The sequence below is a fragment of the Kribbella kalugense genome (genome assembly GCF_004365875.1).
GTDB classification, from domain to species: Bacteria; Actinomycetota; Actinomycetes; order Propionibacteriales; family Kribbellaceae; genus Kribbella; species Kribbella kalugense.
Genome location: NZ_SODF01000001.1, coordinates 2,584,112 through 2,607,810 on the forward strand (window position 1 = coordinate 2,584,112; position 23,699 = coordinate 2,607,810).

23 protein-coding genes are annotated in these 23,699 nt (G+C 68.2%); 10 read left to right on the forward strand and 13 right to left on the reverse strand.

What is annotated here, in order from left to right; all coding sequences use genetic code 11:
- Positions 1 to 9: 9 nt before the first annotated feature.
- On the reverse strand, positions 10 to 2,529 hold the full coding sequence (locus EV650_RS12120; RefSeq protein ID WP_134118324.1) for a polynucleotide kinase-phosphatase: 2,520 nt from the start codon (positions 2,527 to 2,529) through the stop codon (positions 10 to 12).
- A complete protein-coding gene (locus tag EV650_RS12125) occupies positions 2,526 to 3,926 on the reverse strand; it encodes a 3' terminal RNA ribose 2'-O-methyltransferase Hen1 (protein ID WP_134118327.1) in 1,401 nt (466 codons plus the stop codon). The genes EV650_RS12120 and EV650_RS12125 overlap by 4 nt, the downstream gene beginning before the upstream one ends.
- Positions 3,927 to 4,144: 218 nt before the next feature.
- Here EV650_RS12125 and EV650_RS12130 point away from each other — a divergent pair, with 218 nt between their 5' ends.
- Positions 4,145 to 4,465, forward strand: coding sequence for a hypothetical protein (locus EV650_RS12130; protein WP_134118329.1), 321 nt, complete (start codon positions 4,145 to 4,147; stop codon positions 4,463 to 4,465).
- A gap of 31 nt (positions 4,466 to 4,496) precedes the next feature.
- Here EV650_RS12130 and folE read toward each other — a convergent pair whose 3' ends face one another.
- Positions 4,497 to 5,108 carry a GTP cyclohydrolase I FolE gene (gene folE, locus EV650_RS12135; RefSeq protein WP_134118338.1) on the reverse strand — a complete coding sequence of 204 codons (612 nt, stop codon included), beginning with the start codon at positions 5,106 to 5,108 and terminating at the stop codon, positions 4,497 to 4,499.
- Between the two features lie 75 nt (positions 5,109 to 5,183).
- Between folE and EV650_RS12140 the strand changes: the two genes are divergently transcribed.
- Together EV650_RS12140 and ybaK are read left to right on the forward strand one after the other, a co-directional pair.
- On the forward strand, positions 5,184 to 5,849 hold the full coding sequence (locus EV650_RS12140; protein ID WP_134118340.1) for a helix-turn-helix transcriptional regulator: 666 nt from the start codon (positions 5,184 to 5,186) through the stop codon (positions 5,847 to 5,849).
- Entirely contained in the window at positions 5,842 to 6,330 is a 489-nt protein-coding gene (ybaK, locus tag EV650_RS12145; RefSeq protein ID WP_134118342.1) for a Cys-tRNA(Pro) deacylase, read from the forward strand. The genes EV650_RS12140 and ybaK overlap by 8 nt, the downstream gene beginning before the upstream one ends.
- On the opposite strand, the gene EV650_RS12150 is transcribed toward ybaK, so the two are convergent.
- Genes EV650_RS12150 through EV650_RS12160 form a run of 3 tightly spaced genes read right to left on the reverse strand, consistent with a single transcriptional unit; the run spans position 6,317 to position 10,882 of the window.
- On the reverse strand, positions 6,317 to 7,627 hold the full coding sequence (locus EV650_RS12150) for a glycoside hydrolase family 32 protein (protein WP_134118344.1): 1,311 nt from the start codon (positions 7,625 to 7,627) through the stop codon (positions 6,317 to 6,319). The two genes, ybaK and EV650_RS12150, sit on opposite strands and share 14 nt — an antisense overlap.
- Before the next feature lie 34 nt (positions 7,628 to 7,661).
- The gene (locus EV650_RS12155; protein WP_134118346.1) at positions 7,662 to 9,737 is read right to left on the reverse strand and encodes a phosphocholine-specific phospholipase C; all 2,076 of its coding nucleotides are present in this window, start codon (positions 9,735 to 9,737) and stop codon (positions 7,662 to 7,664) included.
- A 53-nt stretch (positions 9,738 to 9,790) separates the two neighbouring features.
- Positions 9,791 to 10,882: a 3-deoxy-7-phosphoheptulonate synthase gene (locus EV650_RS12160; RefSeq protein WP_134118349.1), complete on the reverse strand. Its 1,092-nt coding sequence runs from the start codon at positions 10,880 to 10,882 to the stop codon at positions 9,791 to 9,793.
- A gap of 207 nt (positions 10,883 to 11,089) precedes the next feature.
- On the opposite strand from EV650_RS12160, the gene EV650_RS12165 reads away from it, so the two are divergent.
- From EV650_RS12165 to EV650_RS12190, 6 genes are all read left to right on the forward strand, one after another.
- Positions 11,090 to 11,605: a GNAT family N-acetyltransferase gene (locus EV650_RS12165; RefSeq protein ID WP_134118351.1), complete on the forward strand. Its 516-nt coding sequence runs from the start codon at positions 11,090 to 11,092 to the stop codon at positions 11,603 to 11,605.
- A gap of 62 nt (positions 11,606 to 11,667) precedes the next feature.
- Positions 11,668 to 12,033, forward strand: coding sequence for a hypothetical protein (locus tag EV650_RS12170; RefSeq protein WP_369409952.1), 366 nt, complete (start codon positions 11,668 to 11,670; stop codon positions 12,031 to 12,033).
- Positions 12,034 to 12,036: 3 nt separating this feature from the next.
- The gene (locus EV650_RS12175; protein WP_439648772.1) at positions 12,037 to 12,591 is read left to right on the forward strand and encodes a histidine phosphatase family protein; all 555 of its coding nucleotides are present in this window, start codon (positions 12,037 to 12,039) and stop codon (positions 12,589 to 12,591) included.
- A complete protein-coding gene (locus tag EV650_RS12180) occupies positions 12,584 to 12,967 on the forward strand; it encodes a fluoride efflux transporter FluC (protein WP_134118355.1) in 384 nt (127 codons plus the stop codon). Before EV650_RS12175 ends, EV650_RS12180 begins: the two co-directional genes overlap by 8 nt.
- Positions 12,943 to 13,329 carry a fluoride efflux transporter CrcB gene (gene crcB, locus EV650_RS12185; protein ID WP_238174167.1) on the forward strand — a complete coding sequence of 129 codons (387 nt, stop codon included), beginning with the start codon at positions 12,943 to 12,945 and terminating at the stop codon, positions 13,327 to 13,329. The genes EV650_RS12180 and crcB overlap by 25 nt, the downstream gene beginning before the upstream one ends.
- Before the next feature lie 203 nt (positions 13,330 to 13,532).
- A complete protein-coding gene (locus EV650_RS12190; protein ID WP_134118357.1) occupies positions 13,533 to 13,823 on the forward strand; it encodes a WhiB family transcriptional regulator in 291 nt (96 codons plus the stop codon).
- A gap of 25 nt (positions 13,824 to 13,848) precedes the next feature.
- Here EV650_RS12190 and EV650_RS12195 read toward each other — a convergent pair whose 3' ends face one another.
- The 5 genes from EV650_RS12195 to EV650_RS41465 all read right to left on the reverse strand — a co-directional run bounded on the left by EV650_RS12195 (position 13,849) and on the right by EV650_RS41465 (position 17,209).
- Positions 13,849 to 14,277, reverse strand: a complete 429-nt coding sequence (locus tag EV650_RS12195) for a PLD nuclease N-terminal domain-containing protein (RefSeq protein ID WP_134118359.1) — start codon at positions 14,275 to 14,277, stop codon at positions 13,849 to 13,851.
- Between the two features lie 18 nt (positions 14,278 to 14,295).
- Positions 14,296 to 15,171, reverse strand: a complete 876-nt coding sequence (locus EV650_RS12200; protein WP_134118362.1) for an ABC transporter permease — start codon at positions 15,169 to 15,171, stop codon at positions 14,296 to 14,298.
- Positions 15,161 to 15,931 carry an ABC transporter ATP-binding protein gene (locus EV650_RS12205; RefSeq protein WP_134118364.1) on the reverse strand — a complete coding sequence of 257 codons (771 nt, stop codon included), beginning with the start codon at positions 15,929 to 15,931 and terminating at the stop codon, positions 15,161 to 15,163. The genes EV650_RS12200 and EV650_RS12205 overlap by 11 nt, the downstream gene beginning before the upstream one ends.
- A 12-nt stretch (positions 15,932 to 15,943) precedes the next feature.
- Entirely contained in the window at positions 15,944 to 17,023 is a 1,080-nt protein-coding gene (locus EV650_RS12210) for an ABC transporter substrate-binding protein (RefSeq protein ID WP_134118366.1), read from the reverse strand.
- 66 nt (positions 17,024 to 17,089) lie between these two features.
- Positions 17,090 to 17,209, reverse strand: a complete 120-nt coding sequence (locus EV650_RS41465; protein WP_369409953.1) for a putative leader peptide — start codon at positions 17,207 to 17,209, stop codon at positions 17,090 to 17,092.
- Between the two features lie 120 nt (positions 17,210 to 17,329).
- Between EV650_RS41465 and EV650_RS12215 the strand changes: the two genes are divergently transcribed.
- Positions 17,330 to 19,918, forward strand: a complete 2,589-nt coding sequence (locus EV650_RS12215; protein ID WP_238174168.1) for a family 78 glycoside hydrolase catalytic domain — start codon at positions 17,330 to 17,332, stop codon at positions 19,916 to 19,918.
- Here the strand turns inward: EV650_RS12215 and trmB are convergent.
- Positions 19,899 to 20,609, reverse strand: a complete 711-nt coding sequence (gene trmB, locus EV650_RS12220) for a tRNA (guanosine(46)-N7)-methyltransferase TrmB (protein ID WP_134118370.1) — start codon at positions 20,607 to 20,609, stop codon at positions 19,899 to 19,901. The two genes, EV650_RS12215 and trmB, sit on opposite strands and share 20 nt — an antisense overlap.
- A 13-nt stretch (positions 20,610 to 20,622) precedes the next feature.
- Positions 20,623 to 23,622, reverse strand: coding sequence for a bifunctional [glutamine synthetase] adenylyltransferase/[glutamine synthetase]-adenylyl-L-tyrosine phosphorylase (locus EV650_RS12225; RefSeq protein WP_134118372.1), 3,000 nt, complete (start codon positions 23,620 to 23,622; stop codon positions 20,623 to 20,625).
- Positions 23,623 to 23,699 lie beyond the last annotated feature (77 nt).

Genomic DNA, 23,699 nt, shown 5'->3' on the forward strand with positions numbered 1-23,699 from the left:
AACGGCAGGTCAGAGGCGCGGGTCGACTGGCTCTGACTCGAGGGCGAGTACTGCGAAGACGCACTCGTGGATTCGCCAGAGGGGTTCGCCGCGGGCGACTCGGTCCAGGGACTCCAGGCCTAGGGCGTACTCACGGAGGGCGAGGGAGCGTTTGTGGCCGAGGTTGCGGTCGCGGAGGCGGGTGAAGTTGGCGGGCTCGGTGTAGTCGGGGCCGTAGATGAGCCGCAGGTACTCCTGCCCGCGCACCTTCAGTCCCGGCTGCGCCATGCCCTTCGCGGTCCGGGTCAGGTTCGCGGCCGGCTTCACCACCATGCCTTCTCCGCCGGCGCCCGTGAGCTCTTCCCACCAAGCGATCCCGGCATCCCAGTTGCCCGCGTCAACGAACAACCGACGGGTCGGCGTGATCAACTCCGGGCCTGCGGCAACCAACTTGTCGGCGATGTCGAGGTGCCAAGCGTGCGGCCGGTCCTGGTACGTCGCTCCTTCCGACGCGAGCACCTGGAACGGCGCCACCCGTACCCCGTCCAGCCCGTCGGTCGGCCAGCAGTACCGCCGGTACGCCTCGGTGAACTTCCCGGCATTCGTCGTACGACGCTCTGTTGCCGCCAGCAACTCATCCAGCTCCAGCCCGGCGGCCACGGCGGATCGCAGTGCGGAGGTTGCCGCGGGCAATGACGTACGGGCGGCTGCGCCGACGGCGGCGTACTGGTTCCGGAGCAGGTCCTCGGCCTTCGCGCTCCACGGGAGGAGCTCCGCGTCGAGCAGGATCCAGGAAGTGTCCTCGAACAGGCCAGCCCGCGCCGCGACTGCCCGCAGTCGAAGCAGGAGCTCATCCGTCAACTCGGCATTGAAGAACGACCGTCCGGTCCGAGTGTGGATCGCACCGCGGCCGGCGAGACCGAACCGTTTCTCCGCAACGTCGTCGTCCCGGGTGAGCAGCACGACCGCCCGCGAACCCATGTGCTTCTCCTCGCACACCAGCTCGGTGACGCCCTGCGCGCGGTACGTCTCGAACGCCTGCCGCGGGTGCTCCAGCAGCCCCGGCTCCGGCGAGGTCGAGACCGGGCTCATCGTCGGCGGCAGGTACAGCAGGAACCGCGGGTCGATCGCGAACCGGCTCATCACCTCAAGCGCCGCGCCGGCCTGTTCGGCCCGGACACTCAGTCGCCCGTGTGTCGCGGTCTCGATCACTCGGCGACCGGTCACGTCAGTCAGCTCGAGTACGTCGGGCTCGCGGGACGGAGCGGTTGCCACGTGCAACGGTTTGGCCGGCGCGTAATACTCCTCGGCTGCCTGAATCGACACCAGCTCGCGCTCCGGGTAGCGGAGCGCGGTCAGCGATCCGCCGAAGACGCAGCCCGTGTCGAGGCAGATCGTGTTGTTGATCCACTCCGGCTCGGGCGTCGGGGTGTGGCCGTAGACGACCGTCGCGCGACCGCGGTAGTCGTTTGCCCACGGGTAGCGCACCGGCAGCCCGAACTCGTCGGTCTCCCCCGTCGTCTCGCCGTACAGGCAGAACGAGCGGACCCGGCCGGACGCGCGGCCGTGCATCCGCTCGACCAGGCCGGCGTGCGAGACGACGAGGTTCCCGCCGTCGAAGACGTAGTGCGAGATCAGCCCGTCGATGAAGGCCGCCACCGCGTCGCGGAACTCCGGAGGCTCGGCGGCCAGTTGCTCGAGCGTGGTCTCGAGGCCGTGGCTGATCTTCACGTTCTTGCCGCGGAGTGCCTTGAGCAGCTTGTCCTCGTGGTTGCCGGGGACACAGAAAGCGTGGCTGTTGGCAACCATTCCCATCACCAGCCGTAGTACGCCGGGGCTGTCGGGACCGCGGTCGACGAGGTCGCCGACGAACACCGCGCGCCGGTCCGGGTGTACGGCGTCGATCGGCCGGCCGGCGTCGTCGCGGGTCAGCGTGTAGCCGAGCTCGGTCAGCAACCGCTCGAGTTCAGGACGGCAGCCGTGGACGTCGCCGATGATGTCGAACGGGCCGGTCTGATCCTTGAGGTCGTTGAACAGCCGGGTCCGTTCGATGCTGACGGCATCGATCTCGTCGACGGTGGTCAGCACGTGGACGGTGCGGAAGCCTTCACGCTTGAGGCTCTTTAGGCCGCGCTTCAGTTGCGAGCGCTGACGCGCGATCACCTTCGCGCCGAACTGGCGGTCGGGCCGTTGCTCGGTCCGCTCGATGCAGACGCGCTCGGGCGGATCGAGCACGATCGCCACCGGAAGTACGTCGTACTCCCGGGCCAGGTTCACCAGCTCCTTGCGGGCTTCCGGCTGGACGTTGGTCGCGTCGATGACGGTCAGCCGCCCGGCCGCGAGGCGCTTGCCGGCGATGAAGTTCAGGATCTCGAACGCGTCCTTCGTCGCGGCCTGATCGTTCTCGTCATCGGACACGAGCCCACGGCAGAAGTCGCTGGAAATCACCTCGGTCCCGAGGAAGTGCTTCCGCGCAAAGGTCGACTTGCCTGAGCCGCTGGCCCCCACGAGCACGACAAGACAGAGGCTCGGGATGTTCAGCTCATTCATCGCGCCACCGCCTGACGGAACAGTGCAAGCTGCGTAGGCGCACCGAGCTTTGGATCCACTGGTCCAACCGGACGGAACTCGACGGTGTAGCCGTAGCGGTCGGCGACCTGCTTGGACCACGTCTCGAACTCTGCTCGGGTCCATTCGAAGCGGTGGTCGGGGTGGCGGAAGTTTCCGGCCGGGAGGGACGGGAAGAGCACGTTGTACTCGCTGTTCGGGGTGGTGACCACGACCGCGGCCGGATGTGCGGCCTGGAAGACGGACTTGGCCAGGGCGGGCAGGCGTGGCGGGTCGACGTGCTCGATGACCTCCATCAAGACCACCGCGTCCAGTCCGGCCAAGCGCTCGTCGGAGTATGTGACCGAGGACTGTATGAACCGGAGCCGGTCGCGTTGCCGGTCCGGCAGGTCGTCGTAGTGCAGCCGCCGTTTCGCCCAGATCAGCGCTCGCGCCGACACGTCCGTTGCGATCAGTTCGCCGATCATCGGGTCCTTCAGCAGTTCACCGACGAGCGCGCCCTCACCACAGCCGATGTCCGCGATCCGGCGAGCGCCCAACTCACGCAGTACACCGGCCACCGTCGTACGGCGCTCAACCGCGAGCGAGACCGAGCCTTCGTCGGACGACTCGTCGACCAGCTCCTCCCCATCGACCTCCGCGAGCCGCTCAAGGGCTGCATCCGCCAGATACCGCCGGTGCGCGAGATAGCGGTGCGAGATCAGATCCTTCTCCGGGTGCGCTGCGAGCCATCCCTCGCCGGCCCGCACAAGCTTGTCGACCTCGTCCGATCCGACCCAGTAGTGCTTGGCGTCGTCGAGGACCGGGAGCATCACATACAAGTGATTGAGCGCATCGGCCAGCCGCAGTACGCCGGTCAGCCGGAGATCGACGTACCGCGAATCACCCCACGCCGGGATCTCCGGATCGAGCGGCACCGGGCGGGCGTCGACGGTCCAGCCGAGCGGCGCGAACAAGCGCTCGGCGAGGTCGGCTCCACTGCTGCACGGGAGCGCCGGGACGTGGATCTCGAGCGGGATCGGGCGGGCCGCCAGCTCAGGACGAGCGTCGCAGCGGCCGTTCATCGCGGTCCGGAACAGTTTTCCGAGCGCGACCGCGAGCAGGCTGGAGGCGGCGTACGGGCGGTCGTTCACGTACTGCCCGAGCGTGAAACCTTCCGCTGCCTTGCCCCGGCCGGCCCGGACCAGGCCGATCGGGTCGATCTCCAGCAGCACCGCCGCCGTACAGCGCTCGTCGGTCGCCTCGGGGTAGAACACATGGGCCGATCCGCCGGTGACCTCGATCGCCTGCGGTCGGGCCGGGTTCTTGTGCAGCAAGAATCCGAAATCGCTCGCGGGCGCGTTTACTCCGGCTAGATCGGTGCCAAGCGTCAGGAACACCGCGCTATTCGATCACGGGTCGAGGATTGAGACACGCGGATTCAGGACTGGCGCGTCCGCGCAGTTGGATCTAGCTTGTCTTGAGAAGATGAGTCGCTACAGACCGTCCTTCCCCGCTGACAGTCGGTACTTGTCCCCGGTTTGTGGCGAGAGCCCAACCACGCCACTAACGGGGAAAGGATCATGGCACCAATTTGTCGCCACTCGGGGTGTCGCCGGTGAAACCCCAGACGTTCGAACTCGTGCGCTACACCGACATCAGCGGGGTTTCCGGTACCGGCGTCGTCGCCGAAGGCTGTGTCTTCACCGACGGCTCGGTCGCACTGCGCTGGCACGGCCCGAACCCGTCGACGGCCGTCTGGCCGGACCTCGACTCCATCCTCGCCGTTCACGGCCACTGCGGCGCGACCGTGGTGCGCTGGCTGGACGTCTCCGAGATGGAGCCGATTCCCGGCACCGACCTGCTGCCCGGCGAGCTCACGCACATCCTCGCCACCGGCCGCCGCACCCACCACCCGCCGGCGGTCGCCTCCGCCTGACCAGCACCAACCCTTCGACTGACCGCCCGACCTACGGGGTGAGGCCGGTCAGGGCGAAGAACTCCTGACGCGAACTGGGGTTCTCGCGCAGGATCCCGTGCAGTGACGACGTGACAGTGCGCGATCCGATCGCGCGCACTCCGCGCAGCGACATGCACTGATGCTCGGCCTCGATCACGACGCCGACGCCCTTCGGATCCAGATGGTCCTGCAGCCAGTCGGCGACCTGCTTGGTCAGCCGCTCCTGCACCTGGAAGTCGCGCGCGAACAGCTCCACTACCCGGGCCAGCTTCGACAGCCCGAGGATCCGGTCGCCGGGCAGGTACCCGACGTGGGCCACCCCGGTGAACGGCAAGAGATGGTGCTCGCACAGCGACTGCACCGGGATGTCCTTGGCCAGGACCAGTTCGTCGTACCCCTCGTCGTTCGGGAACGTGGTCAGCTCGAACTCGCGCGGCGTGAGCATCTCCGCGTACGCGTTCGCCACCCGGCGCGGGGTGTCGGCCAGGTGCGCGCTCTCCGGGTCCCGGCCGAGCGCGACCAGCAGGTCGGCGACCGCCCGCTCCGCGGCCGGAAGATCGATCTGTTCCCGCCGGGCGACGATATGGAGAGGGACGGACTCGAGGTCTGCCGAGATCGCCATCTACTCACTCCTTGAAGTGTCAACGAACTGCCATCATACGGTTTGATCAACCGATGTTGTCGATAGAATCATCCCGTGGACAGTTCGTGGGACGCCCGGGTGCAGGCAGTCGCCGTGCTGGAGGAGCCGACCCGGCGCCGGTTGTATGAGTACGTCGTCGGCCGCGGCGACGCGGTGAGCCGGGACGAGGCCGCGACCGCGCTCGGCATTCCGCGGACGACGGCCGCGTTCCACCTCGACAAACTCACCGAAGAGGGCCTGCTCGACACCTGCTACGAGCGCCGCAGCGGACGCACCGGCCCGGGCGCCGGGCGGCCCGCCAAGCTGTACCACCGCTCCGACCGGGAAATCGAGATCACCCTCCCGGAACGCCAGTACGCCGTCGCCGGCCACCTCCTCGCCGCCGCGATCGAGGACGCCGAGACCACCAGCCTGTCTCCGCGCGAGGCAGTCAACCGGCAAGCCCGTGAGTACGGCGCAACGCTTGGACGGGACGGCGGCGAACTGACGGCGATCCTGGCGGCCAACGGGTTCGAGCCGCGGCCGGACGGTGACGGGATCGCTCTCGCGAACTGCCCGTTCCGGCGACTCGCGGCGGACTACCCGCGACTGGTCTGCGGGATGAACCTGAACCTGCTCGAGGGTCTGCTCGACTCCGTCGACAACACCGGACTGGAGGCGCGCCTCGACCCGCAGCCGCAGTCCTGCTGCGTGCGTCTCGTAAGCTCCGAGGGTGGCTAAGGCGAAGCAGAGTCAGGGGACGCCGGCGACGGTGGCGCTGACGAAGGCGAAGGTCGAGTTCACCACGCACGCGTACGAGCACGATCCGGCGGCGAAGTCGTACGGGCTGGAGGCCGCCGAGGCGCTCGGACTCGCACCGGAGCAGGTGTTCAAGACCCTGCTCATCGAGGTCGACGGGAAGCTCGCGGTCGGCGTCGTACCGGTCGGGAAGCAGCTCGATCTGAAGGCGATCGCGGCCGCGGCCGGCGGGAAGAAGGCGGTGATGGCCGACCCGGCCGCCGCCGAGCGGACCACCGGGTACGTCGTCGGCGGCATCAGCCCGATCGGCCAGAAGCGCGCCCTGCCGACGGTCGTCGACAGCACCGCCACCGACCACCCGACGGTCTACGTGTCGGGCGGCCGGCGCGGTCTCGACATCGGCCTCTCCCCCGCCGACCTGATCACCGTGACCAAGGCGCGTACGGCGGCTATCGCCAGATAGACCTGAGCTGGTGGATGGTGAGCGTGTCGATCTGTACCCGACCCTCTGCGACCAGCTCCGGCTCAGATGCAGGGGCGTTGTAGCTCTGGTAGACCGCGCCGTCATTGCCGAACACGTCCAGCTGATCGCGGTCGACGAGTAGGTGCAGCTTGAGCTTCCCGTCGACCGGTCGCAGCTTGGCGCCGTCCAGGGACTGCTGCTCGGCGTCGTACACCACCTCGCGACCGACTCGCAGGCTGAACGTCCTCGCCTGCCGGACGTCGACCATCGCCTCGAGCTCGTAAGTCGTGCCGGCTGAAAGCCGCTGAACGCTGTCCTCGATGGTCAGGCTCTCCCAGGTCTGCGTGCTTTCGCGCAGCGTTGCGAGCTCTGGGATCGGGGTGCTGAAGACACGGATGCCGTCGTCGGTGTGATGCAGGGTGAACTCCACGGGGAAGGACGCGTTGCCGGTCCAGATCGTGCCTTTGTTCTCGCCCTGCCAGGCCATCGACACGACGCGGTCGTTCGGCAGGTTCTCGAAGTTCAGACCAGCGTAGTACCCACTGCCCGCGAACGTCTTTGTCTGGTTGAGCTTCTGCGTCCCTGTCCAGTCGGTCTGGTACGCCGTGCCGTCCCAATCGCCGATCTGGTATTCGCCGCCGCCGGCATGGAGGACCCAGCGGTGGCCGCCGTCGATCGGCATCCGGATCAGGTTCGGGCACTCGAACGCCCAGTCCGCTTGGTACCGCGATGCGAACGTCCAGTCGAGCAGGTTGGAGGACGTGGAGAAGTCGACACCGTTCCCGCCCTCGTCGGACCACACGACCACGCCCCAGTGCTCCGACTCCGGATCCCAGAACACCTTCGGGTCGCGACTCGTGCCGCCGGGCGTGACCACCTTCTTCCCGTCGGCGTACGACGTGAACGTGTTGCCGCCGTCGAGGCTGTAGAAGACAGTCACGCCGTTCGTGCCGGAGTAGACGATGATCGGATCGTCGTCGCCGGCCTTCAGACCGCTCGCGTTCGTGGTGTCGACGACGCCGCCGCCTGACCACAGGTCGCCCGGGTGGACGTTCGGGTCGAGCGCGATCGGGCGTTGCTCCCAGTGCACGAGGTCGGTGCTGGTCGCGTGGCCCCAGTGCATCGTGTCCCAGACCAGGCTGTACGGCGCGTGCTGGTAGTAGAGGTGATACACGCCGCGGTAGTACAACGGCGCGTTCACGTCGTTCATCCAGCCGCCGCGACTGCTGAAGTGGAACTGGCCGCGGTTCTCTTCCTGGTAGTTCGTCGCCGGATAGGGAAAGGACGGGTAGGTCATAACTCCACCAAATCACGCGAGTCCTGCGGCTGTGTCAGCCCGTGATGCTCGGCTTGCCCGCTTCCAGGTGACCCGACAGGCGACGGCGGTACGTCGTGTCGTCCGGGGTCGTGACCTCGACGTCGTACCAGCCGTGGTCGGTGGGCCAGAGGATCGGGCGGGTCTGCTTGCCACGCAGCTCGACGGTCACGGTCTTGCTCGTGTAGCCGCGCGACTTCAGCTTCACCGTGATCGGCTTGCGGGAGGAGTTGACCAGCTCCAGTTCGAGTGAGCTGCCGCGTTGCTCGGTACGAACGTCGAGGCCGGCGGCCGCGCCGTCGGCTGAGCCGGCCAGCTCGACCCAGAAGCGGTTCGGGCCCTGGATCGCGAGCTCGTACGGGCCGGCGACCGGGATCACCGTGGAGTGCGCACGGCGTACGTCGAGATGAGTGGGGGCCGGAAGTTCGCCACCGTACGGGTAGACGGCGAAGTGGGCCGACTGCGAGCCCTTGTTGCCGAGGGCCAACGTCAGCTTGCCATCAGCAACGAATCCCGATGCCGACGGCCCGTAAGGCAGCGCGCGGGCAGGACGGCGGCCAGGCTCCTGCACCGGGATCGCCTGGTCGGCGGGCGGCGCGGGATGCCAGCGGGTGATCGGCGCCGGGACCGGACCCGGCTGGTCGAGAGACGGTTGGCGGTACCCACGGTCGAAGTCGAACGTCGACGTCAGGTCGCCACAGGCCGTCCGGCGCCAGGTGCTGATGTTGGGTTCGCGGACACCGGTCCACTGCTCGAGGAACCGGAGTACCGAGGTGTGGTCGAACACCTGCGAGTTCACGTGACCGCCGACCGACCACGGTGACACCACGGTCATCGGGACCCGCGGGCCGAGGCCGATCGGCTGACCGGCGTACCAGTCGTCGCCCTCGCCCGAGGTGGGCTGCGGGGCGACCGGCGGCGGGACGTGGTCGAAGTACCCGTCGTTCTCGTCGAAGTTGATCAGCAGGACGGTCTTGGACCAGGTCTCCGGGTCGGAGGCGATCGCGTCCAGCACGTCGTAGATCAGGTTCGCGCTGCCGACCGGGGTGGACGAGCCGGGGTGCTCGGAGTCGACCGCGGACGGGACGAGCCAGCTGACCTTGGGCAGCGTGCCGGCCTTGATGTCGGCGCGCAGCCGCGGCACCAGGGACTCGGGCTCGGACCGGTACATCGCCTTCCGGAACAGCTTCTGGTCCTTGGTCGGCAGCTTCTCGAAGGCCGCACTGAGCTGCTGCAGTGCCTGCGCGCGCTCGGCGTCGGTCTTCGCGAAGATCTTGTCGTAGAACTCCTCGGTCGTCCGGTAGTCGCCAGGGACTCCTCCCAGGATCCGGTGCCCGATGTCCTTGAAGGTCTTGAAGTACTCGACCGCGTTGTCGGTGAAGTTGTCCCACTCCTGGTAGATCTGCCAGGAGACACCGGCCTTCTCGAGCCGTTCCGGGTACGCCGTCCAGTCGTAGCCGGCGTGGTTGTAGTCGTACGCCGCGTTGGTGACCGCGCGCTGCGTCGTACCGGGCTCGTAGCCGGTCGTCCCGGACCACAGGTAGTTGCGGTTCGGGTTCGTCGAGCCGTTGACCGAGCAGTGGTAGGCGTCGCAGATCGTGAACGTCTCGGCGAGCTCGTACTGCAGCGGGATATCGCGCCGCTCGTAGTGGGTCATCGTGGCGGCTGTCTTGGCCTGCACCCAGTCGTCGTTCCAGCCGCCGGCCCAGGCCTGGGTGGCGTCACTGTAGCCGTGGGCCAGCGCACCGAGGTACTGGATGTCGTCCGGCTTGCGGCCCTCGTCGGCCGCGGCCTTGCTCAGGGAGAACGGCAGTACCTCGCCCCCGCCGCTCTTCGGCTGGTGGAAGATGCTTTTGCCGTTGCGCAGCCGCAATGGCTGGCGGTCGCCGTACCCGCGGACCCCGCGGAGCGCCCCGTAGTAGTGGTCGAACGAACGGTTCTCCTGCATCAGCACGATCACGTGCTCGATCGCGCGCAGACCACCACGCCTCACAGGTTGCGCCATCGCGGTGTGCAGCGACGGTGGGAGCAGCGAGACCGCTGCCCCACCCGCCACCGAACCGAGCACCAGACGCCGGGAGATCTCAGTCATGGTCCGGACCTTAGAGAGGTCCTGTAGCCGCTGTGAGACCTTCAGGTGAACAGCTATCCGCGTCGAGCGATTGCTGCATTCCGTAGCTTCTCGAGGGTCTCCACGGTCGTTTCCCAGCCCATGCAGGCGTCGGTGATCGACTGCCCGTAGGTCAGCTCCCGGGTCGGGTCGAGGTCCTGGCGACCCTCCTGCAGGAACGACTCGAGCATCACGCCGACGATCGCCTTGTTGCCGGCCGCGACCTGGGCGCCGATCTCCTCGGCCACCACCGGCTGACGACGGTGGTCCTTGCGGCTGTTGCCGTGGCTCGCGTCGATGACCACTCGCTCGGGCAGGTCGGCCTTGCGGAGCAGTTCGACGGCGCCAGCCACGGACTCCTCGTCGTAGTTCGGTCCGCTGTCCGAGCCACGCAGTACCAGATGGCAATCGGGGTTGCCGCGGGTGTGCAGGATCGCGGGAGCGCCGTCGTGGTCGATACCGGTGAAGACGTGCGGTACGGCGGCGGCCTTGATCGCGTCGACCGCGGTGGCGATCGATCCGTCCGGGCGGTTCTTCATCCCGATCGGCATCGACAGGCCGGACGACAGCTGGCGATGGACCTGGCTCTCCACGGTCCGGGCGCCGATCGCACCCCAGCCGACGGTGTCCGCGATGTACTGCGGGGTGATCGGGTCGAGGAACTCACAGCCGGCCGGGAGTCCGAGCTCGGTGACCTGGACCAGGAGCTGACGGGCGATCCGGAGACCGCGGTTCACGTCACCGGAGCCGTCGAGATCCGGGTCGTTGATCAGGCCCTTCCAGCCGAGAGTGGAGCGCGGCTTCTCGAAGTACACCCGCATGACGACGAGGAGACCGTCGGAGAGGCGCTCGGCGACCGGTCGGAGGCGTTCGGCGTACTCGAGGGCCGCCTTCGCGTCATGCACCGAACAGGGGCCGACGACAACGAGCAGACGGTCGTCGACGCCGTTGAGTACGTCGGCCACCGCCTGCCGTCCGTCGGCGACGGTCCGGGCCAGCTCGTCGCTCAGCGGGAACTCGTCGTGCAACGCCATCGGCGTGACCAACGGGACCGTCTTCTCGATCCGTCGGTCGACGACTCGGGCCTGTTGACGGCTCTGTTCGGTCGGTTTGGGAAGGGTGTTCATCGTGGGGACCTTTCTACCGGTCCGCTCGCGTTGCAGCGCAGCAGCCGGCTGAGGAACGAGAAAAGCCAAGGACGGGATGTCCTTGGCTTCGGGCCGGCTGTGGTGTTTGCGGTTGGGCGTCAGCGATCGGCTGAGCTGCCCGGCACCAAAGCCGGCCACTCAAAAAATCGCCAATAGCAACGCTTCACGGGAACGACAATAGCACCCATGAACATCCGTACCGCCCACCGAGACGAACTCCCCACCCTCCAGAACCTCGAGGTTGCCGCAGGCGTGCTCTTCCGCGACATCGGCATGACAGACGTCGCGGAACATCCGCCGCCCGCGCTGGAAGTCTTCGAGCAGCTTCGCCAGACGGGTCGGCTGTGGGTCTCGGTCGACGAGGCCGACCAGCCAACGGGGTTCGTCTTCGTCGAGCTCGTTGACGGTGCGGTGCATGTCGAGCAGATCAGCGTGCATCCTGATCACCAGGGGCGCGGGATCGGGCGGCAGCTGATCGAGTTCGTCGACCGATGGGCGGCCGGGCAAGGGATTTCAGCCTTGACGCTCAGCACGTTTCGCAGCGTGCCATGGAACGGGCCGTACTACGCGCGGCTCGGGTTTGCCGAGCTGCCGGGCGCCGAGCTGACGCCCGGTCTGGTTGCGATCCAGGATGCCGAAACGGCGCTCGGGCTGGACCCTGCGGAGCGGATCTTCATGCGGCGGGCGGTTGCCGGTCAGTAACCGGACGTGGTGTGGGCTCGTTGAGGGCTGCAAGACCGGCTAGACGACGGGGAGTGCTGCAGGTGGTGAGGCCGCGGACCTTTGAGTTGGTTCGGTATCGAGATCCGAGTGGTGTGTCCGGCACCGGCGTGGTGGCTGAAGGGTGCGAGTTCAGCGACGGGTCGGTGGCGTTGCGATGGCGGGGCGACAACCCGGCGACGGCGGTGTGGCCCAACATCGAGTCCGTGGTTGCCGTGCACGGTCACCAAGGTGCGACGGAGGTCCGCTGGGCCGACGCGCAGGTCACGCAACCTGCACAGGCAGTACCTCGGGACGGGCTCGACGACCTCTTCGACGAGCTGCACCAGGTGCGCCCGCCGGCGTCCTTGACCGATTCGCAACCGCCCGGCCACGCTCGTGGATGGGCGGGGGCCCGCCACCTCAGGTAGAACATGGGCGTGACGCAGATTTATCTGGTCCGGCATGGTGAGGCGGACTACGAGCCGATCGACTCCCGGGGGTGGCCCGGGATGGCGGCCGACTCCGCCCCGCTCAGTTCCGTCGGGATGAAGCAGGCCGAGGAGCTCGCCGACATCCTCGGCGGCGTGCGGGCGACGTACCTGGTCAGCTCGCCGTTCACCCGCGCCCTGCACAGCGCCGCGATCATCGGCCACCGGCTCGCCCTCGGTGTCAGGGTCGACTACGACCTGCGCGACTGGCTGCCGGACCACAGCGGCCTGTGGCGCACCGTCGCCGACGTGCACGCCGCGAAGGCCGAGTTCGAGACGTACGACGGCGAGTGGCCGGACGGCATCCAGCGGGCCTGGGAGCCGTTGTCCCGGGTCCGCGAACGCGCTCGCGCCGCGCTGGCCCGCCATACCGCCAGCACCGACGGGCCGGTCCTCGCGATCACCCATGCGACGGTGATCCGGGCGCTGACCGGTGAGACGGGTACGGCGCACGGCGGGCACGAGTACTACCGCTACGATCCGGCGGACGATGCCTGATTCCGAACTCGCTCGCACCCTTGGCGTCGTAGCGCTCGGTGGTGTGATCGGTTCGCTCGCCCGCTACGGCCTGGCCGAGGCGATTCCGCACGACGCGGGCGGCTTCCCGTGGGCGACGTTCGTGACCAACGTGCTGGGCTGTTTCGCGATCGGGGTGCTGCTCGCGCGGCTGACTCCGCGGCACCACGCACTGCTGCGGCCCTTCCTCGGCACCGGCATCCTCGGCGGCTTCACCACGTTCTCGACCTTCGCGGTCGACACCGAGAAGTTGCTGCACGTGCAGATGGTTGTTGCATTCGCCTACTTCTTCGGCACGATCGCCGCAGCGTTGACCGCGGCAACGATCGGCGAGTGGTTGGGCGGGCGGTCGCGATGAACGTGCTGCTGGTCGCGCTCGGCGCCGCGGTCGGTGCGCCGCTCAGGTTCCTTGTCGACAAGCACATGGTGGCCCGGTTGTTGCTCGGTACCCGGATCGAGACGCCGCTCCCGTGGGGAACCTTCACCGTCAACGTTCTCGGCAGTTTCCTGCTCGGCCTACTCAGTGGCGTCGGCAACCACACGATCGCGCTGCTCGTCGGCGTGGGATTCTGCGGCGCGTTCACGACGTACAGCACCTTCGCCGCGGAGACGACCGCGCTGGCCGGTTCCGGACATCACGGCAAGGCGCTGGTGAACGTCGTACTCAATCTGGGTACCGGATTGGCCGCGGCCGTGCTCGGGGCGTGGATGATCAAGTGACTGACATCCGAGTGACTCATGTCACATCAGGTGATGACGTGAACACGCTCGCCGCCTGAAAACCGCCGATCACGGGCCGCTACGGCACGCGGTGATAACGAATGGCTCGAACTTCGAGACAACAAGGGTTGAACTCGCTGTGAGATGAGCATAGTTTTCACCGAGCGCCCGTCCGCGCTTACGGTGAGTCATAGGAGGTTGCCATGTCGAGAGGGATGCCTCGTCTGCCCCGCCCGCTCATGGATCTGTGGGACTGGCAGTCGCAAGCCGCATGCCGGGACGTCAACCCGGAACTCTTCTTCTCACCCGAATCGGAGCGTGGCGTTCGCAAACGCGCCCGCGAGATGGTGGCCAAGTCGCTGTGCGGGACCTGCCCGGTCCAGCCCGAGTGCCGGCAGCACGCGCTCTCCGTGGGAGAGCCGTACGGCGTCTGGGGCGGGACCACCGAGTCCGAGCGCGACAACACCGCTCTCCCCGAACGACGGTCTGCATAAGAAGTGGCTGCCTGACTCAAACGGCTCAGGAGTTCCCGTCCTCGGTTTCGGACGGGAGGTCCTCTGACGGCTTCTTCGGTTTCTTCGGCCTGTCCTTGGGCTTGTCCTGCGACCGAGGTCCGTCAGCCGGTTCGTCGGGCTCCGGCGGCTTGGTGGTCGTCCGCGGGTCCCGGTAGCGGTCCAGCGACTTGAGGAAGTCCGGATCGTCATCGGGCGCCAGTGGGCGGCTGACCGACGGAGACGGTCGTACGACCGCCTCCGGACGTCCGCCGGCGCCCTGGGTGCGCGACATGAGCAGCCAGACGATCGGTCCCACGAACGGGACGAACACGATCAGGACGATCCACACCAGCTTGGGCAGGTGCGGCACGTCTTCGTCGGGGGTCTGGATGCAGGAGAACAGCGCATAAACGCTGAGCACCAAGCTGATCAGGAACGGCAGAAATCGGACCACGCCCCCCACAGTACGGCGTTAGCGCGCCGAGGACGTCAGTCCGCGCGCCCGCAGCACGCTGCTCTCCAGCGGCCGGAACACGAGCAGCTCGATCCCCACGCCGACCACGAAGATCAGCACGATGCCGGCGAACACCATCGAGATGTCCGACAGCGACATGCCGTTGTGCAGGTACTGCCCGAGCCCTTCACCGAGTTCGGGCGAGGTCGCGATCAGCTCGGCCGCCATCAGCGACCGCCACGAGAACGCCCAGCCCTGCTTGAGCCCGCCGAGGAACCCGGGCAGCGCGGCCGGCAGCAGGATGTACCGGATCCCGCCGAACCGGCCGGCGCCGAGCGCCTTGCCGACCCGCGGCAGGATCGGCGGCACCTGATCCAGACCCGACACCAGCCCGTTCGCGATCGACGGCACCGCGCCGAGCAGCACGACCCAGTAGATGGCCCGGTCGTTCAACCCGAACCACAGAATCGCCGCCGGCACCCAGGCCACCGACGGAAGGCTCTGCAGACCCGACACGAGCGGCCCGATCCCCCGCCGTACAACGGTGATGTTCGCGATCGCGAGCCCGAGCGGTACGGCGATCAGCAGCGAGATCGCGAACCCGATCACGGCCCGGTGCACCGATACCCAGAACAGACCGCCGATATCGCCACTCGTCACCAGCTGCCAGATCTGACTCCAGACGGCAGCCGGCGCAGGCAGCTTGAACTCGGGCCAGAAGGCCGCCGCCCACAACGCCTGCCAGATCGCGACCAGGATGACGATCGCCCCGACCGGCGGCAGCACCCGCGCGGCGATCTGCCGCAGGCGTGAACCTTCCGAGGTGTGGATCGGTGTGTCGAGTGCATCCAGGCCCGCCTCGACGGACCCTTCTTCTTGAACCTCAAGCGGCATGACTGCTGATCACCTTGCGCAGTGCGGTGTTGATCTCGTCGACCGCGTCGGGAGCGTCGTTCACATCCCACTGCCGTACGACGCGCCCGGGCCGCGACGACAGCAGTACGACGCGCTGCCCGAGCCGCACGGCCTCGCGGACATCGTGCGTGACGAACAGGATCGCCGTACCGGTGGCACGCCAGATCCGCAGCAGCTCACCCTGCAGGACGTCACGCGTGATCGCGTCGAGCGCGGAGAACGGCTCGTCCATCAGCAACAACGACGGCTTGCCCGCATCACCGCTGTCGGTCGTGGACGCGAGCGCCCGCGCGAGTGCGACGCGTTGCCGCATGCCACCCGACAACTCATGCGGCCGCTTGTCCCCCAAGCCGGCAAGGCGGACAAGCTCGAGCAGCTCGGCCGCCTTCGCCCGCCGCTGCGCCTTCGGTACGCCGGCCATCCGCAACGGCAACTCGACGTTCCCGGCGGCCGTCAGCCACGGCATCAGCGCTGGCTCTTGGAAGACGACGGCCGGGCGGGACGAGTTCAGCTCGATCCGACCGCTCGTCGGCCGGTCCAGACCGGCGACAAGGTTGAGCAGGGTGGTCTTGCCGCAGCCGGATGCGCCGAGCAGGCAGACGAACTCACCGGCACTGACCTCGAGATCGACACCGTCCAGAGCGACGACCGCCTTCTGGCCGGTCCCGAACGTCTTGCCTACTTGGTGAAACCGCACCGGGCTGAGCAGATCCGGCAAGGCGTCGATAGTCGCGGTCATCAATCCTCCTGGCTACTTCGAGTCCAAGCCCGCGGCGTCAACCGTCGGCTTGCCGGCCTTGCTGAGTACGTCGTTCAGCGGCCCGAGGTCCGCGAATCCGGCCACCGCTGGTGCGGTCTTCGCGATCCCGGCCGTGACCTGGTCCTTAGCCAGCTGCGGGAACGTGGCAGCCAGCGGGTCGGCGGTGCTCTGGATGTTGGTGAAGGCGCGGTCGATCACGGCCGGCGCGAGCGCCTTGCCGGTCGCCTCCTTCAGCTGCGCGTTCACCACGGTCTTGGCGTCGGCCTTGTCGGTGTTCACGAAGTCGATCGACGCGACCAGACCGCTCAGCAGCGCCTTCACCGTGTCCGGGTGCTCCTGCAGGAACTGGGTCCGCACGATCAGCACGGTGGTCGGGAACTTCCCGCCCGGCCACAGGGTCGACTCGTCGAGCAGCACCTTCGCGCCGGCGTCCAGGACGAGCCGCGACGACCAGGGCTCGGGGAGCCAGGCCGCGTCCACGTCGCCCTTCTTGAACGAGTCGAGCGTCTGCGCGTTCTCCAGGTTCGTGACCTTGACCTTGCCGGTCAGGTTCTTCCCGGCCAGCCACTTCTTCAGCGACACGTCCTGGGTGTTGCCGAGCTGCGGCGTGACCACGGTCTTGCCGATCAGGTCCTCGGGCTTGGTGATCGTCGGCTTGACCACGAGCTGCGCGCCGCCGGACGTCGTACCGGCGATCAGGCGGACGGCCTCGCCGTTCGACTTCGCGAAGGCGTTGATCGCGGGACCGGAGCCGATGAAGCCGGCGTCCAGCGAGCCGCCGAGCAGCGCTCCGACTTCCTCGGGTCCGGCGTTGAACTTCGTCGGCACCAGCTTGGTGCTGCCGAGGTCCTTGGTGAACAAACCCTTGCCGAGGCCGGCCAGCGCGGCGGCGTGGGTGACGTTCGGGAAGTAGCCGAGCCGCAGCTCGGTGGCCGGGCCCTTGGCGGACGACGCCGCGGCCGGGGTCTCGTCGCGGTCGGCCCGCGAGCAGCCCGCGGCGGTGACAGTGACGGTGAGGGCCAGGGCGGCCGTGAGCAAGCGGAACGGACGGGTGGCGGCGAGACGACGCACGGAACTGCTCCTACGGGTCGGGGAGGAGACAACGGGTTGGAAACGGGCGGGAACGTACGCCGTTGGTCAACAACCCGAGGAGTTCACGCGCAGCAGATCGACATGCCGGCGCCGGGTGAGGACATCACCGGGCGCGTTCGCAACGAGCTGCATGTCTCTATGAAAGCGGACAAAGTCGAGCAACATGCTCAGGTTTCACGATCTGGGACGACGAATCACGAACCGAGACGAACGATCAAAATCGATCATCGGCCAGATCTGGTCACACGGTTGAAAGCTTCGCGTCCCCTGCTTACGGTCCTCAGCGTGCTGATCCCCCGATCTCTCAAGACCGAGTACGCCGTCCAGCCGCTCGGCGTCGACGTGTCCCGCCCACGGCTGAGCTGGGTCGCCACCGCCTCCGGGTACGGCGCGACGCAGACGGTGTACCAGATTCTCGTCGCCTCCGCGCCGGAGCTGCTGACGCCGGACCAGGCGGACGTGTGGGACTCGGGCAAGGTCGAGTCGGCGCGGACCTTCGGTGTCGAGTACGGCGGGCCGTCGGCGGCGCGGACTCGCTACCACTGGACCGTGCGGCTGTGGGATGGGCTCGATGAGGCCGGCGAGTGGGCTGCGCCGGAATGGTTCGAGACCGGTCTGCTGGACGAGGGCTTCGGGAACGCGCAGTGGATCGGCGGCCAGACCGACAGCGCGCCGTTGCTGCGGCGGGCCTTCGCTGTGGATGGCGTCGTACGGCGGGCTCGACTGTATGCGAGCGGCCTCGGGTACGCCGATCTCCGGGTGAACGGGCAGGCGGTCACAGACGCGGTCCTCGACCCAGGCTTCACCGCCTACGACCGCACCGTTCTGTACAGCACGCACGACGTCACCGCCCTGCTGGAAGCGGGCCAGAACGTGGTCGGAGCCGAACTCGGACGCGGGTTCTTCGGGTTGACCTCTCCGAATGTCTGGCGCTGGCACCAGGCTCCGTGGACCGCGGATCCGCGACTGATCGCCCGGCTGGTTGTCGAGTACGACGACGGTCGGGTGGACGAGGTAGTCACGGACGAGGCGTGGCGCATCACCGGCGGGCCTACGCTCTCCGACTCTCTCTATACGGGCGAGACGTACGACGCCCGTCGCGCACTGCCCGGGTGGGACGCGGCAGGCTTCGACGACTCTCAGTGGTCGGCGGCGACGATTGTCGAGGCACCCAAGGGGAAGCTGACCGCACAGGCGCACGAGCCGATCCGGGTGGTCGAGACCGTCGATCCGGTCGAGCTCACCGAGGTCCGGCCGGGGGTGTGGATCGCGGACTTCGGGCGGACCGGCGCCGGCTGGACCAGGCTGTCGGTCACCGCGCCGGCCGGGACGACGATCAGTCTGACCCACGGCGAGACGGTTGCTGATGGCAACGTGGTGGCGTTGAACGGGCACGTTGACGGCGATCGGATTCAGCGGGACGAATACGTTGCCGCTGGCAACGCTTTGGAGACGTGGGAACCACGCTTCTCGTACAAGGGCTTCCGGTACGTGCAGATCGAGGGCGCTCGCGCGGACGTGCAGATGCGGGTGGTGAACTCGGATGTCCGCGGCGTGACCCGGTTCGTGTCGTCGCAGGCGCCGTACGAGCAGTTCGAAGGCGCTATGCGGCGGACGGTTCTGAGCAACCTGCACGGGATTCCGACGGATACGCCGTTCTTCGAGAAGAACGGGTGGACTGGGGATGCGCAGGTGGGTGCGCCGACGATGCTGGCGACGCTCGATCTGGCGCGGTTCTTCACCAAGTGGCTCGGCGACATCCGGGACAGTCAGGCGGATTCCGGGCAACTGCCGGTGATCGTGCCGTCGAGCGGTTGGGGGTTCACGGACCTCTCCCCCGCGACCGAGTGGCCGACGGTGTACCCGTTCCTGCTGCGGGAGATGTACCGCTGGTACGGCGACGAGCGGCTGCTGCGGGAGCACTGGGACTCGCTGACCCGCTATCTCGCCTGGGAGCTGGCCAGGGTCGAGGACGGCTTGTCGGTGAGTGTGCTCGGCGACTGGCTGCCGCCCGGGTACAGCAACGGCCCGGCGCCCGAGGACCGGCGGCTAACGGGTACGGCGTACCTGTATCGGGCTGTCGTGGTCGCGGCGGAGATCGGCGAGTTGATTGGCCAGCCCAACGACTATCGGAAGGCCGCGACCGAGCTCGCGGACGGGCTGAATCGGGCGTTCCTCGATCGCTCGGAAGGACGGTATCGATCGGCTGAGGATCCGGACTACAGGCAGACGTCGAACGCTGTGCCGCTGGCGTTCGGGATCGTGCCGGACGACATGGTCGCGGAGGTTGCGGCCGGGCTGGCCGCGGATGTCGAGGCCCGTGGGTTCCATCTCAACACCGGTTGCCTCGGCGTCGGCGTACTGCTGCCGGTGCTGACCGCGCACGGGTACGGCGACGTGGCAACGAAGGTCGCGCTACAGCGGAGCTATCCGAGCTGGGGTTACTGGTTCGACCTCGGCGCGGACACGATGTGGGAGATGTGGGAGGACGACGCGCGGTCGCGCAACCACTACTTCCAAGGCACGGTCGTGCAATGGATCTTCGAGAACGTCGCCGGGCTACGCGTGGTCGACGCGGGCTGCGAGCGGATCGTGGTGCGGCCCGATGCGCGCGACGAGGTGCACACGGCCAGCATCCGGACCGAGACGATCCGCGGGCGGGTTTCCGTTGCCTGGAAGCGGATCGGCCGGGTGTTGTCGCTGGAGGTGCAGGTGCCGGTCGGTACGACGGCCGAGGTACACGTACCGTCGGCGGTCGGCTCGGATGTTGCCGCCGTACCGCAGTCGTTCGCGGGCGAGCCGACGTACGCCGATGGTTACGTGATCTACACGGTGCCGGCCGGGCAGTGGCACTTCACGAGTCGGTCGGCTTGAGCTTGGTGTAGATGAGGTCGCGGACGTCACGGCCCTCGGCTTGCGCGCGGGACTCGAACTTGGTGACTGGGCGCCACTCGGGTCGTGGGGCCCAGCCGTCGAACTGGTTGCGCAGCAACGGCTCCGCTTCGCAGACCTCGAGCATGCGGTCGGCATAGTCCGCCCAGTCCGTTGCCAGATGCAACGTACCGCCGGGCTGCAGCCGGGACGCGACCAGCCCGACGAACGGCGGACTGATCAGGCGGCGCTTGTGATGCCGCTTCTTCGGCCACGGGTCCGGGAAGTAGATGCGTACGCCGGCCAGCGCGCCGGGCGCCACTTGGTCGCGGAGGAAGTCGAGGGCATCGCCCTGGAGCAGGCGGACGTTGTCGAGGTCGTACTTCTCGACCCACAGCATCAGCTGGCCCAGACCGGCCGGGTACACCTCGGCGGCGAGGTGGTTGACCTCGGGGGTGGCGACCGCGAGTTGGGCGGTCGCTTCGCCCATTCCGGATCCGATCTCCAGCACGGTAGGCGCTTCCCGGTCGAACCAGTCGGCGAGATCGAGCGGACCTGACGGCAGATCCACCTGCGTCCGGCCCAGTTCGGGCCAGTGCGACTGCCAGACCCGCTTCTGCCCCACCGTCATCCGGACACTCCGCCGAACGGTGCTGAAGACACCTACCTGTCTGACCTGATCCACTGCTTCCACCAGCACAAGTGTATTAGTCGTCCCAGAACAGGTGGGCGACGGTGTTGTGGGCCCGGCGGGTGGTGCGGAGGTAGTCGTCGGAGAAACGGCTGGACTCGCCGGGCGGGTAGCCGCAGATCTGGGCCACGGCGGCGAGGTCCCGGGGGTCGGTAGGCAACGAGTCGCCGGGGCGGGCGCGGACGAGCATGATCGCGTTCCGGATCCGGCTGGCCATCTCCCAGGCAGCGCGGAGCGTGTCGGCCTCGGTGGGGTCGACGAGGTTGGCGTCTACGCCGGCCTGGAGCGCTCCGAGGGTGCGCGTCGTACGCAGGCTTGGGACTCGATGGGCCTCGCGCAACTGCAGGAGCTGGACGGTCCACTCGATGTCGGCGAGACCGCCTCGGCCCAGCTTGGTGTGCGTCGCCGGGTCGGCGCCGCGCGGCAGTCGCTCGGCGTCGACGCGTGCCTTGATCCGCCGGATCTCCATCACGTCGCGCTCGCTGATTCCGGCCGCCGGATAGCGGAGCGGGTCGATCAGTTCACGGAACGCCTGACACAGCTCGGGGTCCCCGCACAACGGGTCGGCCCGGAGCAGCGCCTGCGCCTCCCACACCGCCGACCATCTGGCGTAGTACGACGCGTATGACGCCAACGTCCGTACCAACGGGCCCTGCCGTCCCTCCGGCCGCAGATCCGCGTCGATCGCGACCGCGGGGTCTGCGCCTGGCAGCGCCAGCAGGCGGCGGAACTCGGTCGCGGTCTGCGTCGCGAAATCCGTTGCAGCCTTCTCGTCCGCGCCGGGAAGCGGGTCGTGGACGAACATCACGTCGGCATCGCTGCCGTACCCGAGCTCGTGCCCGCCGAACCGGCCCATCGCGACGATCGACATCCGCGTCGGCTCCGGCTGGCCCTCTCTCAATATGCGCAGTGCCACCGCTTTCCGGGCGACCTCGAGCGCGGTCGTCAGCGTCCCGACCGTGACCACGGTCAGCGCCTCGCCAACCGTCTCGACGTCGAGCAGACCGGACAGATCCGCCGCCGCGATCCGGAACAGTTCACGTCGCCGTACCGCCCGGATCGCCGCCACCGCGGCCTCCGGCGCATCCTGCCGACGAGCGGCCGCAGACATCTCGGACAGCAACGCTTCCTGGGTTCGCGGGATCAGCTCCCGCTCGTCTGCGAGCATCGCGGTCGCTTCCGGGGCGCGCTGCAACAGGTCGACGGCGTACCGGCCGCTGGCCAGCAGATGGGCGAGCCGTTCGGCCGACGCACCCTCGTCGCGCAGTTGGCGCAGGTACCACGGTGTTGACCCGAGCGCGTCCGAGATCGTCCGGAACGCGAGCAGTCCGGCGTCCGGATCCGGCGACTCGGCGAACCAGCCGAGCATCGCCGGCAGCAACGCCTTCTGGATCGAGGACCGCCGCGACACCCCCTCGGACAGCGCCTCGATGTGCCGCAGCGCCGACGCGGGATCGGCGTACCCGAGCGCCGTCAGCCGCTGCTTGGCCGCCTCCGGAGTCAGCCGTACTTCGACGCCCGGGATCCGCGCGACCGCCGCGAGCAGTGGCCGGTAGAACAGCTTCTCGTGCAGCCGCCGTACCTCGAGCGCATGCTTCTTCCAGGCCGCGGTCAGATCGGCGACCGGGTTCTTCGTGAACCCGAGCGACCGCCCGAGCCGCCGCAGGTCCGCCTCGTCGTCCGGGACCTGGTGTGTACGCCGCAACCGGTACAGCTGGATGCGGTGCTCCATCGACCGCAGGAAGCGATACGCATCCGCGAGTACGGCGCCATCGGTGCGACCGACGTACCCGCTGGTCGTCAGGGCCTCCAGGGCGACCAACGTCGTACCACTGCGAACCGATTCGTCACTGCGGCCGTGGACGAGCTGCAGCAGCTGTACGGCGAACTCGACGTCTCGCAAACCGCCCGGCCCGAGCTTCAGTTGGCGATCGACGTCCTCGGCCGGGATGTGGTCGACAACGCGCCGCCGCATCGCCTGTACGTCGTCGACGAACCCTTCGCGATCGGCCGCCGACCACGCGAGCTGCCCGACCCGCTCGGAGTACTCCCGGCCGAGCTCCGCATCACCCGCGACCGGGCGAGCCTTCAGCAGCGCCTGGAACTCCCAGGTCTTCGCCCAGCGCTGGTAGTACGCGAAATGGCTGTCGAGCGTCCGGACGAGCGGACCGGACTTGCCCTCCGGGCGGAGCGCCGCGTCGACGGGCCAGAGTGTGCCCTCGCCGGTGTGCGCCGAGCAGATCCGCATCGCGGCCGCGGCGAGCTGGGTCGCGGTCTTCAACGCCGGCAGCTCCGGCTCACCGTCGAGCGGCTCGGCGACGAACAGTACGTCGACATCGCTGACGTAGTTGAGTTCCCGGCCACCACACTTGCCCATGGCAATGATCGCGAGCCGGCAGTCGGCGGCGTTCGGGTGGGCGGCGAAGTACTCGTTGCGGGCGATACGCAACGCGGTCTCGAGCGCTCCCCCGGCGAGATCCGCGAGTACGGCGGCCACCTCGTCGACGAGCAGACCCTCCGCGAGATCTCGCGCGGCCAACCTGAGCAGCAGCCGTCGGTACTCGACTCGCAGCGCGTCGACTGGGTTGTCTGCCTCGACCACGGTGGCCAGCTTCGCTGCGACATCCTCGATCGACGGGCGAGCGCCCGCCAACGCCGGGTCGGCAAGGTCGTACCAGTGCCGCGGATGTACGGCGAGATGCCGGCCGAGCGCCTCACTCGCGCCGAGCACGTACACGAGCCGGCGCCGGAAGCCGTCGTCCATCTCGAGCGTGCGCGCGAACGCGGCCAAGTCGTAGTCGTTGCGATGCAGCGTCTCCGCCATCGCACAGAGACCGTGCAGCGCGAGGTCAGGGTCGGCGGACTCCGACAGTGTGACGATCAACTGCTCGGTGACGATCGGGCTGCGCGAGTCGAGCGCGTCCAGCTCCTCGAGCCGTCCCGCTGCCCGCCGCGGCTCCTCGAACCCGAGCCGAACGAGCCGTCCCTCCCACGACCCTCTTCGACCCTCTGCCACCCCCGCAGGCTACCCAATGCCGCCTTGCGAGCACCCACCGACCAAGCTGATGCGTGGCCCAAGGTCGCGGTCGGATC